This is a genomic window from Haloactinopolyspora alba, from assembly GCF_003014555.1.
Classification (GTDB): domain Bacteria; phylum Actinomycetota; class Actinomycetes; order Jiangellales; family Jiangellaceae; genus Haloactinopolyspora; species Haloactinopolyspora alba.
On the sequence record NZ_PYGE01000001.1, the window covers coordinates 126174 to 141612 of the forward strand.

Here is a 15439-nt window from a genome sequence, read left to right on the forward strand (position 1 = left end):
GCCAGAGCCCAGACTCGCGACGAGCGTGCGGCAGCCCGTCGGCGGTGCCCGATCTGCCGCCGCCTATTCACGGGCCGGCGCTCGGATGCCACGTACTGCTCACCGCGGTGTCGATGGCGCGCTCGCCGGGCCCGCGCACGCGTGAGCACCAACGTGGGTGCGCATGTGTTCCGGTGCCCGGTGTGCGCGGTCGAGTTCGACGCGCAGCGAGCGGACGCGCGGTACTGCGGTGAGCGGTGCCGCCAGCGCGCTCACCGCGCACGTTCGGTGGGTGAGCGCGCGTGATCTCGATCAAGGAGCTGCACGCCGGGGACGGGTACCGGTACCTGCTCAAGGGGGTGGTCGCCGACAGTGAGCAGATACCGGGCGCGTCTGCGGTCACGGCGTACTACACCGAGGCGGGTAACCCGCCGGGCCGGTGGCTCGGGTCCGGGCTCGCCGGCCTGAACGACGGCCACGGCCTCGAGGCGGGTGCGCAGGTGAGCGAGAAGCAGATGGAGCGGCTCTACCGCACCGGTTCTGACCCCGTCACCGGCGAACCACTCGGCCGCCGCTACCGAACGCCAAGACCACTCGAGGAACGGATCGCGGCCCGCGTCGAGGCCCTCCCGGAAGAAATGCCGGCCGGTGAGCGGGAGGCGATGGTGGAGCGGATCGAGGCCGAGGAGCGGGCCCGTAAGGTCTCGCGGCCGGTGTCGGGGTTCGATGTGACGTTCTCCCCGCCGAAGTCGGTCAGCGTCCTGTGGGCGTTGTCTGATCACGGTGTGCGGGAGCAGATCTACGAGGCCCACCGCGCCGCGCTCACGGACACGATCGCCACACTTGAGCGGGAAGTCGCGAAGACGCGCATCGGTACGGACGGTGTCGCCCAGGCCGACACTGCCGGGGTCCTCGCGGCGGCGTTCGACCATTGGGATTCCCGCGCCGGCGACCCGCAGCTGCACACGCACGTGGTGATCGCGAACCGGGTGCAGGGCCCGGACGGGAAGTGGCGCACGCTGGACTCGCGCGGGTCGATGTTCCCGGCGACCGTGGCCATGTCCGAGCTGTACGACACGCTGCTGGCCGATCACATCACCGCCCGCGTCGGCGCCGGTTGGCGGACACGCGGGACACCGGTGAAGACGAAGAACACTGCCTGGGAAATCGATGGCGTCTCCGACGAGTTGATCGCGGCGTTCTCCACCCGCGCCAACGACATCGAGCAGGAAACCGACCGGCTGATCACCGACTACCGCCGCCGGCACGGCCGCTCCCCACGCGACACCGTCAAGCTGCGGCTACGCCAGATCGCGACCCTGGCCACCCGCCCGGTGAAAGAGATCCGCACGCTGAGCGACATGACCCAGGACTGGCGCGACCGCGCGGCCGTCGTCCTCGGAAACACCCCGGACGAGCCCGTGCAGCGGGCGATCCGGACCGCCACCAGCCCCGAGCAGGAGCCGGTGCTGTTGCGCGTGGACGATCTTGCCGCGGCCGGTGAGCTGGAGGAGCTGGCCCGCGCGGCGTACGTGGAGTTGGCGACGGAGCGGACCACGTGGAAGACGTGGAACGTGCGAGCCGCGGCCGCCCGCGCGTCGATGCGCCACCGCATGGTCACCACCGAGGAACGCGAACGCCTGATCGACACCATCACACAGCGGGTAGTGGCGATGTCGGTCGACCTGACACCGGACGTGGCCGCGTCGACGCCGGCGCGGTTCACCCGCGCCGATGGCACGTCGATGTTCACCCGCACTCACGCCGGCCTGTTCACGTCCGCGGAGGCCCTCGCCGCCGAAGACCGTCTCCTCACCTCCGCCCGAACCCGAACTGGCGCGGTGGTCGGGTCGGAGACGGTCGAGCGCGTGGTGACCGCCGCATCGGTCGAGGGGCATTTCCTGACCGATGATCAGGCCGACGCGGTGCGTGACATCACCTCCAGCGCCCGCAGCGTCGACGTCCTCGTGGGGCCGGCCGGGGCGGGCAAGACCACCACCCTCGCCGCGCTACGCACCGCGTGGGAACTCGACCACGGCGAAGCCTCGGTCATCGGGCTGGCGCCGTCCGCGGCCGCCGCCGACGTGCTCGGCGAGTCGCTGGGCATCGAAGCGGACACCACCGCGAAGTGGCTGCACCACGCCGCCCAGGGCGACGAGGACCGGCGCGAGATCGACCACCTCACCACGGTGCTGCGCGGGCTCGAGGCCGGCGATCCCGCGTGGTTCGCCGAGCTGGCGCGCACCAGCGATCTCGGTGAACGCGCCGCGGCCTGGTCCGCATCGGTGGGAGCCGACCAGCCCGACACCTTGGCCGGTGCGGACGCACGAGACGCGGTCGCCGGCCGGCTTCAACGGCTGCAGGCGGATGCGCAGCGGTGGTCGTTCCGGCCCGGCCAGCTGGTGATCGTGGATGAGGCGTCGCTGGCGGGCACGCTCGCCGTCGACGACCTCGCCACCCGCGCCCATGCCGCTGGGGCGAAGGTGCTCATGGTGGGTGACTGGGCCCAGCTCGCCTCCGTCGACGCCGGTGGCGCGTTCGGGATGCTGGTCCGCGACCGTGGTGAGGGCCTGGCGCCGGAGCTGACCGGGGTGCGCCGGTTCCGCGAGGCGTGGGAACGCCGCGCGAGTGTGCAGCTGCGTCTTGGTGACACCGCCGCCCTGGACGCCTACAGCACGCATGGGCGGCTGCTCGGCGGCGCGGCCGAGGACATGCTCGACGCCGCCTACACCGCCTGGAGCGCCGACGAGCAGGCCGGGCGGGTGTCACTGCTCATCGCCGGCGACACCGCGACCGTGACCGAGTTGAACCAGCGCGCCCGCGCCGACCGCCTCACCGCCGGGCTCGTCGACGAGCACAGTGTCACGCTGCACGACGGCACCGTCGCCGGTGCCGGGGACCGGGTGATCACAAGGAACAACCAACGCCGCCTCACCGCCGGCTCCGGGTGGGTGAAGAACGGCGACACCTGGCACGTCCAGCAGGTCCACCGCGACGGCGCGCTCACCGTCCGCCGCTCCGCCGGCGCGGGCACCATCACGCTGCCCGCGGCGTACGTGACCGAGCACGTCGAACTCGCCTACGCGACCACCGCGCACCGCGCCCAAGGCGCGACCGTGGACACCGCCCACGCGGTCGTGACCGGACCGAGCATGACCCGCGAAGTCCTCTACGTGGCGATGACCCGCGCCCGCCAAGCCAACCACGCCTACGTCGCCACCGACACCACCGAGGACGAGCGGCACCTGCACGACGACGCCGCGCCGACGGCCCGGTCGGTGCTGACCACCGTGCTGCTGCGCCAAGGCGCGGAACTGTCCGCCGGCGAGACCGCGCACGCCGAAGCCGAACGGGCCCGGTCGATCGGGCAGCTCGCGGCGGAGTACGACACGCTGCACCGCGCCGCGGCCGCCGACCGGCACACCACCCAGCTGGCCTCGTGCGGCATCGACCCGGAGGCCGTCGAGAACTCCGAGCATCTCGTCGCGTTCTCCGGCGCAGTGCGCCGCGCCGACACCTACGGCCTCGACCCGGACGCCGCGCTGCCGAAGCTCGCGGCCGCGCAACCCATCGACCCGGAGCAGGACCCCGCGCGGGTGCTCGCCGCCCGCCTGGCGCGGTGGACCGACCACGCCATGCAATCCACACCGGGCGGACTACAACACCAGCGACGGCTGGCTGCTGGGCTGGTGCCGGTCGCGCTCGGCATCACCGACCCGGACATGCAGCGCGCACTCACCGAACGCGAAGCACTGCTGGAAGACCGGGCCAGAGTGCTCGCCGAACGCGCCGTCAGCGAGCAGGCGCCGTGGCTGCGCCACCTCGGCCCCCAGCCCACCGACCACACCGCGGCCGCGCAATGGCAACGGTGTGTCCAGGTCGTCGCCGCCTACCGGGAACGCCACGACATCACCGACAGCACCACCCCGGCGGGCGATCCCGGGTCAAGCTGGACACAGCGCCACGACCACCGCCACGCCACCCACGCCGTTACCGCGGCGCGGCGCTTGGCCGGGTTCGGGGATGCTGGCCGCCCGGTCGAACAGCCGCACCAGCGCTCGCCAGGCGCCGACAGGACCCTCTGACAGCCCGGGCACACAGCAAGGCCCACAAACCATCCAGGGGCGCGTTGCCGAGAAGCACGTCACCTGCCACGGCAGCGGTCTACAGGTCGGGGGCGAGGGAGGTTGGTCGTGACCGATGAATCAGGGCCGTCGGATTGCCAGGTCGTCCTCGTGTGGCGCGTCGCTAAGATCGGGCTCCAGGTGCCACGACACATGCACGAGGAGCGGATACCCACGGACCAGCGACCACTGCGGCACCAACGCTTGAATCTTGGCCGGGCCGAACTCCGCGAGCCCATGCTCACTGGCGTCGGGAAGCGTGTTCCTGAAGCCGAATGCCGTGGAGTTCCGGCACTCATAGAACATTTGACGGACGGGCAGAAGCCCGCAGGCGGATCATGTGATGTCTGTCGTCGTTGGGATGATCGAGTGGGATGCGCATGCTTGCCACGGGCGGGAACGTAGAGCGCTCGGCCGTAGTTGATTCGAAGAAGTGGGAGGCCATGACCGTGCATAGCGTGACAGTCGTGGCTCCGATTTCGTCGCTCGGCGGACGCAGGTTCGAACCCCAGGCCGAGCTGGTCCTGCACGACCTCGCTCAACCAGCCGCGGCTTCGCTCCCTGGCACCGCTGGAGAGGTGCTGCTCATCCCCGAGATGCGCAGTCCCTTGGGCCTACCGGACTTCATCGCTCTGGCCGGGGGCCGGGACTGGCTTAAGGCGCGCGGTGCTGCGGGCGTCCAGCCGCTTCTCGCTGAGGCCGACTGCTCGGTGCTGGCGGTGCTGCACCCGGGACAGGCGCTTTCGTCGACGACGATCGCTCGGCGAGTCGGGTGGTCGCCAGCCGCTCTCGAGCCAGTGCTAGACCGTCTCGAGAATGCGGGCGCGGTCGAGAAGACCTCCGGCGGCGCGCACAGGGTGAACCAGGCGTTGGTGCCACGAGGATCAGCGTTCGCCCTGGAGGCGAAGGTGAAGGACTGGCAGAAGGCGGTTCTGCAGGGCCGCGCGTACCGCTCCTGGGCCGACAACTACGTCGTGCTCCTAGGGGATGTAGGCCCGGTGGCGGAGCGACGCGCCGCTGAGCGAGTCGCTCACGACGGGGCGGGCTTGTATTCATCGTCGGGATGGATCGTCAGGCCGCGCGCGAGGCGTCCCGCGCCGGCGAAGCGTCTCTGGGGCTTCGAGCACTTGTACGCCGCCACGGTGTCCTCAGCTCCAGCCCTCTGACGCGGCGAAGAGCTCGAGTCCGTCGAGGAACGGCTTGATCCAGCGGTCGGGGCCGATCGGCGCGCCGGTGGTCCGTTTGACCTGCTGCCACTCGGGACGGGCATCCGTGTAGCGGCGTCGCAATGCGGCGATTCGATCGCGGCCGGTCAAGCCGTTCAGCTCGTCGACGATGGCGGTCAGGATCGACGCGTGGTGCTGGAACGCTTGCTCCGGCTTGGGGCCGATGGTGCCGGGGGTCAGGCGTGAGGCCAGCGCGGGCTCCTCCGAGGACAGCACGGAATACTCGCGATTGGAGAGCCCGCCCATGAGTCCGCCGAGCGTCGGGCGCTGGTACCAGCCGCCGCCGTTCTGGTCGCCTTCGCGCTCCTCGAAGTCCTGGTAGGCGCAGATGCGCTGGCGGATGTCCCACCCGGTCCCGATCGCTTCCGCTCCGGCGGCGATGGCCGGCAGCGCGGCGATGTCGCCGAAGGCGATGCGCACGGGGCGGTCCTGGCTGAGCGCGAAAGTCGTGCGCATCAGGCCGTACACCTCTTCGGTAGTCGCGCCGGGCGGCATCGAGTTGTCCGACCGTGTCACGACGAGCAGCCAGCCAGCCGGCTCCAGCTGGTCCAGCGCACCGATGTGGGCATCTAACTCTGCGCCGGCACCCCAGAACTGCTGGTCCCCTGCAACGGTGATCCACGCAGCGGGCCCGACGTCCATGGCTTCCTGGCTGAATTCGAGCGCGCGCTGGCTCGCGGGCGTGTCGGGGTAGGACACCAGCAGGGACGAGGCGAGGAGCGGGCTGGAGAGCTCTCGCTGACTCGCGTATACGCGGTCGATGTGGTCGCGCATGGCCGCTCGTGAAGACACGTCGCCACGTGCGCCGCTCCAGAGGCTCCATGTGTCGTAGTGCCGGAAGTCACCGGCGCGGGGCATGCTCAGGGCGTAGGTCATGGGGTCGAACCAGAACTCGCCGCCCGCTGCTCGGATCTGTTCGGACGTGTCCTGCGCCGAGCGCTTGAAACCGTTGGCTAGGCGCGGGGAGGTGAAGGGCGACAGGTACGCGCCGGTCGCGTACCTGCCTCGTATCGCGCTCGTGGCCCACTTGACTAGCGTGTTCCGGGCCGTGTCGCCAAGGAAGACTCCCATCACGCCTCCTCGAACGCGCGCTGCAGTGCGTCGCCGTTGCGGTACCGTCGTGCGGGCTGGGGGTGAAGCCCCCGCTCCACGACCGCGACCAGACCGTCGGGCACGTCCGGGCGTGCATCCCGCAGAGGTATGTGCTCCGCGGTCCGGAGGCGCCGGAGGTACTCGAAGTCATCACCCTTGTAGGGAACGGGCGGATGGCCGGTGGCCGCCAGGTAGACCAGCGCGCAGCAACCGAAGACGTCGGACGCGGCCGTGGGTGAGCCGGAGTACGCCTGGAGGTGCTCCGGCGTCATAAAGCCGCGGGTGCCCGGTTGGCCGCCGACGGTCAGCCCACTCCGGAGGGTGTGCTTTGCGAAACCGGGGTCCGTCACCACGAACTTCCCGGACGCGAGCCGCTGGACATTCCCAGGGCTGAGGTCGCGGTGGATGACTTTCTTCTTGTGCAGCGCGCCGAGTCCGGCCGCCACGTCCCCTCCCAGCGCGAGCAGGTGCTCCCAAGGCCACCCCGATCCGCCATAGCGCAGGTCGGTGCCGTCGAGGAATTCCTCGAGCCAGAAGACCGCGACGGGCGGGTCGCCGAGCAGCTGGAGGTCCGAGCTGACAGCGACCACGTTGGGGTGGTCGATGCTCTTGAGCAGGTCGACCTCGCGCCGAGCGCGCTCGAGCGCCGCCGGGTCTGCGGCCAAACCGAGGTCGATAAGCTTGAGGACGCTCTCGTTGCCGTCGAGGTGTGTCACGACATGCACCTGCTTCTGCCCGCCCTGCACAAGGGCGCGCGCGGGCGCAACGTCCAGTTGGGAGCAGGCTTCGTGTAGCAGGTCGGTCATCTCATGATCCTGGCATATCTGCACGGGCAGGACGGTGTTGGTCAATCGTGTCGCGGACCAAGCAACAGGGCGCGCCAGGATCTTGCCCGACAAGTGGCCGATCATGAAGTGACAAGGCGGTCGCTGCGTCGGCCAGGGGCAGGGTCCGGTCGATCCTGACCGCGTGGCGGCCGCGGCCGCAGGCTCTGGTCTAGCCATCGTCGGGCCGTCCCACGTCGTGCTGCTCGAAGCCAGGATGGTCACGAAGGCGATGCACAGCACGGTCCTGGTCTGCTTCATGCTCATCGTCATCCGTTCGCGCCAGACGGCGAGCGCGCGGATCACCCTCGACCTCGTTCGCGATCGATCATGTCGAGCTCAAGTACGCACAACACATTTCGTGACCTGGCCCATTGGTCAGCACCATCAGCTGGGACGACGACCGCATCTGCTCCTCGAGCGACCGATTGCCCCATCCGACCGGACATCCCTCGGATGCCGCTGCGGAGTTCTGTGACTTCGAAACGCACGCAGGCCGAGTCTGCGAGGGGTTCGGCCTACGCTGGTCGTGGAGGAGTGGAGCACCGCCATGGCCGGACCCGAGCGGCGCGACAGGCTCGACCTCGACGAGGGCGGCTCTTGGGCGGTCTCGACCGAGTCGGGCTCGCACTACCAGCTGATGCTCGGCGGTGACGAGAAGACGATCCTCCCTCTAGCCGTCGACACGGGGCACTCATACTCCGACGGCTTGCGCCCGCTGCGCCGTGACGGCGAGGTGTTCCCGCTGCTCGGACTTATCGATCCTCCGATCCAGGTCGCCAGCGATGCACCCAAGGCGGCGATCGCGGGGAGGCCCAGCATCCAGGCACCCTCGGGCGGACTGTACGCCGATCTCGGACACGGCTTGTCGTGCGGAGCGAACTTCCTGGAAACCCTTGGGCTTCCCCACCTGGGCCGCCCGACAAGGTCCGCGCGGCCCAGGTTGGTGATGCCTCTGCACGTGCTCAAGGAACAAGGAGGACGGGAAGACCTCGGCCAGGCCTCGGTACGCGCGTCAGTCAGATGGATAGCCCCGGCGCTGCGTGCTGCTGTGCCGCCTGCATTGACGCGCGGCGACCGGCCGGGCCGCCGCTGTGGTGCTGCGGGTGGCTGGCGCGCTGCCGCTGCGCGGAGGCCACGGTGCGGTGCGCGGCGTGGTGCTCGAGCCCGGCCTCGATGGCGGCCGCGACGAGCGGGGTGAGGTCGGTGGAGCCGTTGTCGAGGGCGCGGTTGGCGGCCCAGTAGAGCGCGTTGTTGCGGTTGCCGGGCTGGGTGTTGCGGACGTGGTTGACCAGGTGGGTCATCCGCGGCTCGGCCGGCGCGTGCCCACCGCCCGCCGTGCCGACGTCCGGGGGCGGCGTGGGGGCGGGTGGTTGGAGCAGGTCGCGTGCGGTGGTCCAGTCGAACGGCTGGACCTGGCCGGGGTCGCGCACATCGATCGTGTCATAGCGCTGTGTGCCGTGGTCCGTCGTGACGAGGGATGGGGGCAGGAGGACGTAGCCGCCCGCGCCGCGGTAGTCGATCTTGTGTCGGTGCAGCGCGTGGTTACCCTCAGCCGTGCCGGCGTAGTACAGGTGCAGCCCACCGGACGGGGTCCGCACAGCGTGCGACCACCCGTCGGTGAGCCCCGCGCGGGCGAGCTCACGTAGGGCGGGGTAGCCGGATTCGCCGTTCTTCATGTCGATGTCGAGGACATCCCACAGCGGCGCGCCGGTGGGCATGGCCAGGTTGGCGTCCGGCCACCGGCGCCACCAGTCCTGGATCTGTCCGGGGTCTGTGGTAGCGGCGGTGTAGCCGTGCTCGGTCAGCGGCTGCTTGCCGCCGGCCGCGCACGGGAACACCGCGATACCGGCCGCGGCGAACGACAGGGCCTCGTCGACCATGACCATGACAGGTCACCTCCCGGGACTTGAGGGCTGCTCGGGACCGGTCAGCGTGGACAAGTAGGTCCGGAACTCGCTGGTCCAGCCGGAGGCGTCGGGGTCGGCGAGCCAGCGCTGCAGGTCGGTGCCGGTGCGGTTCCCCGGGCTTCCGCCGAGGCGGGACGTCCACTCGCGCAGGCGGATGCGGGTGTTGTAGAAGGTCATGTGCCAGTCCGCGGCGGCGGAGGCGGCCTGGGTCTGGTCGTAGGCGACATCCCACGCACCTTTGAGCGCGGACAGTTCCTCGACGAGGGCGCCGTGGCGCCACCAGTCCGGCGGCAGCTCCCGGCTGTCCAGCCCATAGCGGGCGCCGAGCCAGGACACCCAGGTCGCGAGCGTGACCAGCTCGGTGGCCTCGTCGGCAGGGTCGAGTTCGGCCCAGCGCACCGGGCGTGGGATCGCCGCGCCCAGGGTGTCCTGCATCAGCGCATCCAGCTGCTCCGGCGTCAGCTCACCCGAGTCGCTGTCGTGGCCGTGCTCGTCGCCGCTCGGGATGTGGTCGTTGTCGGTCATCGTCATGCCCTCCCATTGGGTTGGTGGCCCGGACGTGCGTGGCCCTGGTGCCCGCGGTCGTGGCGGGCACCAGGGCATCCCGGGGTTGATGGGTGCTGCCTCAGACCCCGACGCCGCCGGTCGCCGTGCCGGTCGGCTGCTGCGGCCACCGCGGCCGCGCCGCAGCCTCGGCCGCAGTCGGCGGAGTCGGGACTGGCGGCGGGGCCGGCACCGGAGGCGGTGGAACATCGACCTGCACGTCGACCGCCTCTGCCGCCGCGCCGGACTGGGTCGTCGTCTGGGGCGCCGACGGGGCCGGGCCGTCGGCGCCGGCGCCACGTTCGGCCTGGCGGGTACGGTCAATGCTGACCTGACACAGGCGCGGGTCCGGCGCGACGACGCGGGCGACGATCTGGGTTCCGGTACGGTTCTCCCCGGCCTGGGTGGTGTAGTTGTTGAACCGGACCTCCCCTGAGATCACCACGGGGTCGCCCTTGCGGTACAGGTCGGCGAACGTCTTGGCCGAGCGGCCGAACGCGACGACGTCGTGGAACACCGTCTGCCTGGTGGCCCATTCACCGTCCTGGCCCTGGGAGCGGTCGTCGACGGCCAGCCGGAACGTCAACCTGGGGTTGGCGCCGCCGGTGTATTGCGGGTCGGTGGCGATCCGCCCGGGCGTGGTGGCCGGGAACGCGTTACTCATGGGTGGTCTCCTCCCACCTCGATTACGTCGGTCACTCACGGGGCGGCCCACCCCCGCGCACACCCGAGGTGTCAGAGGCCGATGCCGTGCCCGGGCGGGCGCATCTGTCCCTGCCCGGTGTGCGCCGGGCGCGGCGGAGTCATTCCCGCGAGCCCGAGCGCGTCGTGGATTGCCGCATTGACCAGGTCACCGCCCGGCGGCTGCGTGTCGGGGGTCTCGTTCTGGTCGGCGGGTCTGCCGTCGTCTGCCGGGGTGGTGTGTTCGGCCATTTCGGCATCGATGCGGTCGAGGGTGGCGCGGGCTTCGGTGAGGGCGGTCTCGTGTTTGAACGGCGCGTCGAGTCCGGCCTCGGCGGTGTCGCGCTCGCCGACGGCGGACGCGCGCTGCTGGTCGAGCTTGCCCAGCTCGGCACCGATGGCGGCGACGCGGTTTTCCAGCACCCGCACGACGCCGTGGGTGTCCGGGTCGCAGATGCTGTCCACGGACACGGTCGCCGCGGACGCGGGGACGTCGCGCAGCCGCAGTTCCACGTGTGCGTCCTGGCCGAGGCCGGGCTGGGGCAGGTATGTCGCCTCGACGGTGTGTCCGGCCAGCGACCCGATCTCGCCGAGCTCCACTGGCGAGCGCGCGTTTTCCGGTAGGACTCGCAGGGCCCAGTCCGCGATCGCGGCCGCCGCGTCGGGCCGCTTGGTGAACCGGGCACCGTCGACGGTCATCGCGAACGCCTCACCGGTGGTGTTGGTGGTGCGCGCGATCGCCGCTTCGAGCAGTGGCCGGTCGCGGTCGCACTGTTCGATGAGGCCGGTGGCGGTGTCGCGGCGTTGGCGCAGGTGGTCCAGCTGGCGGTGGTGTGCACGCTGCAGCCGTTGCAGCCGGTTCACCTCGGCCGACGCGTTGGCGCGGTCGAGCACCAGCGGGTCACCGGCGGCGAGGGCTTTGACTTCGGCGAACGACAGTGCGTTGTCGCCGACGTCGTCGATGGAGCGCACGTCGAGGCGCCCACGCATGATCTGCGCGATGAAGCGCGCTTTGCGTTCCACGGTCTGCCACAGGTACCCGTCGAAGCTGCCCTCGGTGACATACCGATAGATCTGCACTTCGGGGTTCTGGTTGCCTTGGCGCAGGATGCGCCCCTCGCGTTGTGCGATGTCGGCGGGCCGCCAGGGGCAGTCGAGGTGGTGCAGCGCGACGGCGCGGTTCTGCACGTTGGTGCCCACGCCCATCTTCGCCGTTGACCCGACGAGCACGGACACCTGCCCGGCGCGGGCGGCGGCGAACAGGCGCGCCTTCTCGGTGTCGTTGCCCGCCTCGTGCATGAACCGCACCTGCTCGCGCGGCATCCCACGACGGGCGAGCTGGTCGCGGAGCTCGTCGTAGGCGTTCCACTCGTCTGATGGGGTGGCGAGGTCGCAGAACACGATCTGCAACGCCCCACGTGTCTGCGACACCTGGTCGGTGCCGGGAATCAGGAACGTGTCCTCGCGGTGCGTCTTCCAGATGCGGGCGACGGTGTCGGCGACGGTGTCGAGTTTCGTCGCCTCGGCGTCAGGGTGCTCGGTGGTGACCAGCCGCATGTCCAGTGCGGCCTTGCGCCCATCGGTGCTGATCATCAGCATGTTGTCGACACTGCTGTCCACCGCGCGGGACTTCACCTTCTCCGCGCGCTCGCCGAGCTGGTTCACGTAGGCGGTGAGCTCGCCAGCGGCGGGCACGACGACGGTGACCGGGGCCCGTTCACCATCGGCGTCGCGGGGCGCGAGGGCCGGGGTGGGCAGGTTGAGGTCGTCGGCGGTTTTCACGTCGGCGAACACGTGCCACACGGTGAGCATCTCGGGCACGTTCTGGAACTTCGCGAACCGGGTCTGCAGCCGGTACCCGCCGGCCGGGGCCATCTCGATCTCGGTGACGGTCTGCCCGAACGTCGCCGCCCACGCGTCGAACTCGCCCACACCCGCGTCTTCCAGCAGGTCGGGGCGCAGGTAGCGCTGCATCACGTGCGCCTCGGTCACGGAGTTGGCGATCGGGGTGGCCGTGGCGCCGGTGATGACGCGCTCGCCGTGCCGGGAACGGAGGTATTCGGTTTTCATGTGCAGGTCGCTGGCGCGGCGGCTGCCGTCGATGGCGGCGTCGCGGATGTTCGACACCGTGCGCAGGTTCTTGTAGTCGTGCAGCTCGTCGACGACGAGGTAGTCGATGCCGGTCTGCTCGAAGCTGATCCCCGGATCCCGGGGCCCGGCGAGGCGTTCCTTGAGCTGTTCCTCCGCCGCGAGGATCTTCTTCTCGAGCCGTTTCACACTCAGTCCATGGCCGGCGCGGGAGTTGTCCAGCATCGCCCGCAACGTGGCCATCTCCCGGTCCTGATACGCCGCCTCCACATCCGCCGAGACGGGGATGCGTTCGAACGCGCCACGCGTCATCACGACCGCGTCCCAGTCGTTCGTGGCGCAGCGGGCCACGAACACGCGCCGCTGCTCACCGCGCAGGTCCTCGCTGGAGGCGGCCAGCACCCGCGCGGTCGGGTACAGCTGCAGCCACTCGCGGGTGAACTGCTCGAGCATGTGATTCGGCACCACCACGGCTGGCTTCGTGACCATGCCCAACCGGCGCAGCTCCATCGCCCCGATGACCATCTCCGCGGTCTTGCCCGCACCGACCTCATGAAACAGGCCCACGGCGGGCTCGGCGAGCATCCTGGCGACCGCGGTGCGCTGATGCTCCCGCGCTTCGAAGGTCTCCGCCAGTCCCGGCAACGTGAGGTGCTGCCCCGCGGTGGTGTAGTCGCGCAGCACGATCGCGTTGAACCGGTCGTTGTACTCGCGCTGCAACTCCGCGGCCCGGTCGGGGTCCTGCCACACCCATTCGGCGAAGCGTTCCTGGATCAGGCCAGCCTTCTCCTGCGCGGCCGCGGTCTCCACCGGGTTCAGGACCCGTTTGCCGTCCTCGGTCTCGTCGGTCACCTGGACCGGGCGCTGCTCCAGCACCGCTTTCACGATCGCCGGTGCGGGCATCCGTTCGGTGCCCCACTCGCTGGACGCGGCGACCGAGTGCTTGTTCCCGCGGACCTCCCACACCGCCCCGCCGGGATGCTCCACCTGGATCGTGTCGTCGTCGAGCAGCTCGGCCAGGAACCGCTCATGGGTGGCCGCATCGATCCACGCCGCCCCCAAACGCGCCTCAATATCCCCCGGCCCGAGATCGGCCGGCACCACCCGCCGCAATGCGGCCACGTTCACCGCGTAGCGGTCCGGGTCGGTCTCAGCGGCCTGCTCGGCGGTGGCGAGCTTTGCCCGGACGTTGCCGGACAGGTACTCCTCCGCCGTACGCAGGTCCTTGGTGTGCGGGTCGTCGTAGACGAGTTCCCCCAACTGCGTCCGTGCGTCGGGCTCGCTGGTGCCGAGCAGCCGCGCGACCTCGGCGAGTTCGACCCGCCCGGCCGTGTCCAGCACGACCTGCAGCGCCTCGCCCGGGGTGTCCGCCCCCAGCACCGGGGCCCGCGGCGCCACCACCCGCTGGGACATCATCGTGGCCGGGGTCGCCGTCTGGGTGGCCTCGTCGAAGTGCTCCAGGCCCTTCACCAGCGCCGCGAACGGGTCGGTGCGGAAGATACGCATCACCGGCGGCGCCACCCGCGCCATCTTCAGCTCGCCCGTCTCGGGGTCGGTGCGGCCGGTCGGGCGGGTCGTGAACCGGTTGATCGGCCCGAACCGCGCCACATACGCCCTGTACCGCGACGCGAGATCGGCCCGCTGGGTCTCGATCTCGGGCGTGTCCTCACGGTCGGCGGCCTCGGCCGTCAACAGTGCCCGCGCGGCGTCCCGCAGTCCCAACAGAGCGGTCAGTTCGGCACGTTGGGTGCGCGGCACGTGCTGCTCGGCCAGCACCCCGTCGGTGACGACGCTGAAGGTGCCGTCGTCGTTGGCGACGAGGTGCCCGTCCCACAGCCCGTCCGGTGCCAACGCCACCGGCCGCGACCCCTCACGGGTGTCGTCGCGGCGTGGGGTCATGGTGAGCCCGTCACGGCGCGCGGCGTCCGCGACGTCGGCCAGTGCCGTGGTGAGCCGGCCCGGCAGCTGACCGAGGTCGGCGGTGACGTGCAGGGTCTGCTCGCCGTGCATGCCGTGCCCGACGCCGAGCTCACCCAAGATCCGGCCCGGGTGGTGGTCGAAGTACGAGTTCACCCGCACCACCTCGCCGTCGACCTCACGGGCGGCGACGGTCTCGAACAACGTCGACCGTGGTGGCGTGTCGTCGTCGCGGCGCCGGAACACCAGCAGGTCCGTCACGACCTCGGTGCCGGCCGCGCGCCGGTGCGCCCCGGACGGCAACCGCACCGCGCCGAGGAGGTCAGCGAGCGCGTTCATCTCCCTGCGGGCGGCCGGGTTCTGCGCGTCCAGCGTGAAATGCGACGTCAGCACCGCCACCAGCCCGCCCGGGCGGGTCAGCCCGAGAGACTTGAGGATGGCGTGGTTGTGCAGCGCGTGCCCGCCCGGGTTGTGCCGCGGATCGTGCAGGCGCACGTTCGCGAACGGCACGTTGCCGATGGTCGCGTCGAAATGCCCGGCCGGGTAGCGGGTGTCGGCGAACGACTCCGCGGCCACCGTCGCGTCCGGATACAGCGCGGCCGCGACCCGCGCGGACGTCGGGTCCAGCTCCACCCCGACCATCTCGGCCGTGTCCGGAGCGAGGCCGACGAACGTGCCCGCCCCACAGCCCGGTTCCCACACCCGCCCACCGTCGAAGCCCAGCGCGGTGAGCAGGTCCCACATCGCCCGCGCGTAGTCGGGGTCGGTGTAGTGCGCGTTGATGGTCGTCCTGCGTGCCGCGGTGTACGCGTCCTCGCCGAGCAGCTGGTGCAGGTGTTCGCGTTCGGTGCGCCAGTCGGTGTTGTGTTCGTCGAACAGTTGCGGCACGGCGCCCCAGCCGGACCAGCGCGCCAACGCCGCCTGCTCACTGGCGGTGGCGGCCCGGTTCTCGCGGTCCAGCGTGTCGAGTAGCGCGATCGCGTCGACGTTCGCTCGCACGCGCGCTTTCGCGCCGGATGGGGCGAGGTCGTCCTGGTGGGCCGGGCGGAACCGTG

8 protein-coding genes are annotated in these 15439 nt (G+C 70.7%); 2 read left to right on the top strand and 6 right to left on the bottom strand.

Going from position 1 to position 15439, the window contains the following annotated elements; all coding sequences use genetic code 11:
- Positions 1-281 precede the first annotated feature (281 nt).
- Both mobF and CLV30_RS00560 read left to right on the top strand, forming a co-directional pair.
- Entirely contained in the window at positions 282-4064 is a 3783-nt protein-coding gene (mobF, locus tag CLV30_RS00550) for a MobF family relaxase (protein ID WP_106535238.1), read from the top strand.
- A 413-nt stretch (positions 4065-4477) separates the two neighbouring features.
- Entirely contained in the window at positions 4478-5269 is a 792-nt protein-coding gene (locus CLV30_RS00560; protein WP_106535240.1) for a helix-turn-helix domain-containing protein, read from the top strand.
- Here CLV30_RS00560 and CLV30_RS00565 read toward each other — a convergent pair.
- From CLV30_RS00565 to CLV30_RS00590, 6 genes are all read right to left on the bottom strand, one after another.
- Positions 5252-6400, bottom strand: coding sequence for a hypothetical protein (locus CLV30_RS00565; RefSeq protein ID WP_106535241.1), 1149 nt, complete (start codon positions 6398-6400; stop codon positions 5252-5254). The genes CLV30_RS00560 and CLV30_RS00565 overlap by 18 nt on opposite strands.
- The gene (locus CLV30_RS00570) at positions 6400-7551 is read right to left on the bottom strand and encodes a serine/threonine-protein kinase (RefSeq protein ID WP_106535242.1); all 1152 of its coding nucleotides are present in this window, start codon (positions 7549-7551) and stop codon (positions 6400-6402) included. The genes CLV30_RS00565 and CLV30_RS00570 overlap by 1 nt, the downstream gene beginning before the upstream one ends.
- Before the next feature lie 713 nt (positions 7552-8264).
- Positions 8265-9134, bottom strand: coding sequence for a bifunctional DNA primase/polymerase (locus CLV30_RS00575; RefSeq protein ID WP_106535243.1), 870 nt, complete (start codon positions 9132-9134; stop codon positions 8265-8267).
- A gap of 6 nt (positions 9135-9140) precedes the next feature.
- Positions 9141-9680: a hypothetical protein gene (locus CLV30_RS00580; protein ID WP_146154780.1), complete on the bottom strand. Its 540-nt coding sequence runs from the start codon at positions 9678-9680 to the stop codon at positions 9141-9143.
- Between the two features lie 100 nt (positions 9681-9780).
- Positions 9781-10362, bottom strand: a complete 582-nt coding sequence (locus CLV30_RS00585; RefSeq protein WP_106535245.1) for a single-stranded DNA-binding protein — start codon at positions 10360-10362, stop codon at positions 9781-9783.
- A 71-nt stretch (positions 10363-10433) separates the two neighbouring features.
- Positions 10434-15383, bottom strand: a complete 4950-nt coding sequence (locus CLV30_RS00590) for a helicase-related protein (RefSeq protein WP_170119621.1) — start codon at positions 15381-15383, stop codon at positions 10434-10436.
- Positions 15384-15439 lie beyond the last annotated feature (56 nt).

Excerpts from the sequence above, each read along its gene's own strand:
- CLV30_RS00560 (WP_106535240.1), top strand. The coding sequence starts at position 4,478 with ATGCGCATGCTTGCCACGGGCGGGAACGTAGAGCGCTCGGCCGTAGTT.
- CLV30_RS00565 (WP_106535241.1), bottom strand. The coding sequence starts at position 6,400 with ATGGGAGTCTTCCTTGGCGACACGGCCCGGAACACGCTAGTCAAGTGG.
- CLV30_RS00575 (WP_106535243.1), bottom strand. The coding sequence starts at position 9,134 with ATGGTCATGGTCGACGAGGCCCTGTCGTTCGCCGCGGCCGGTATCGCG.
- CLV30_RS00580 (WP_146154780.1), bottom strand. The coding sequence starts at position 9,680 with ATGACCGACAACGACCACATCCCGAGCGGCGACGAGCACGGCCACGAC.
- CLV30_RS00585 (WP_106535245.1), bottom strand. The coding sequence starts at position 10,362 with ATGAGTAACGCGTTCCCGGCCACCACGCCCGGGCGGATCGCCACCGAC.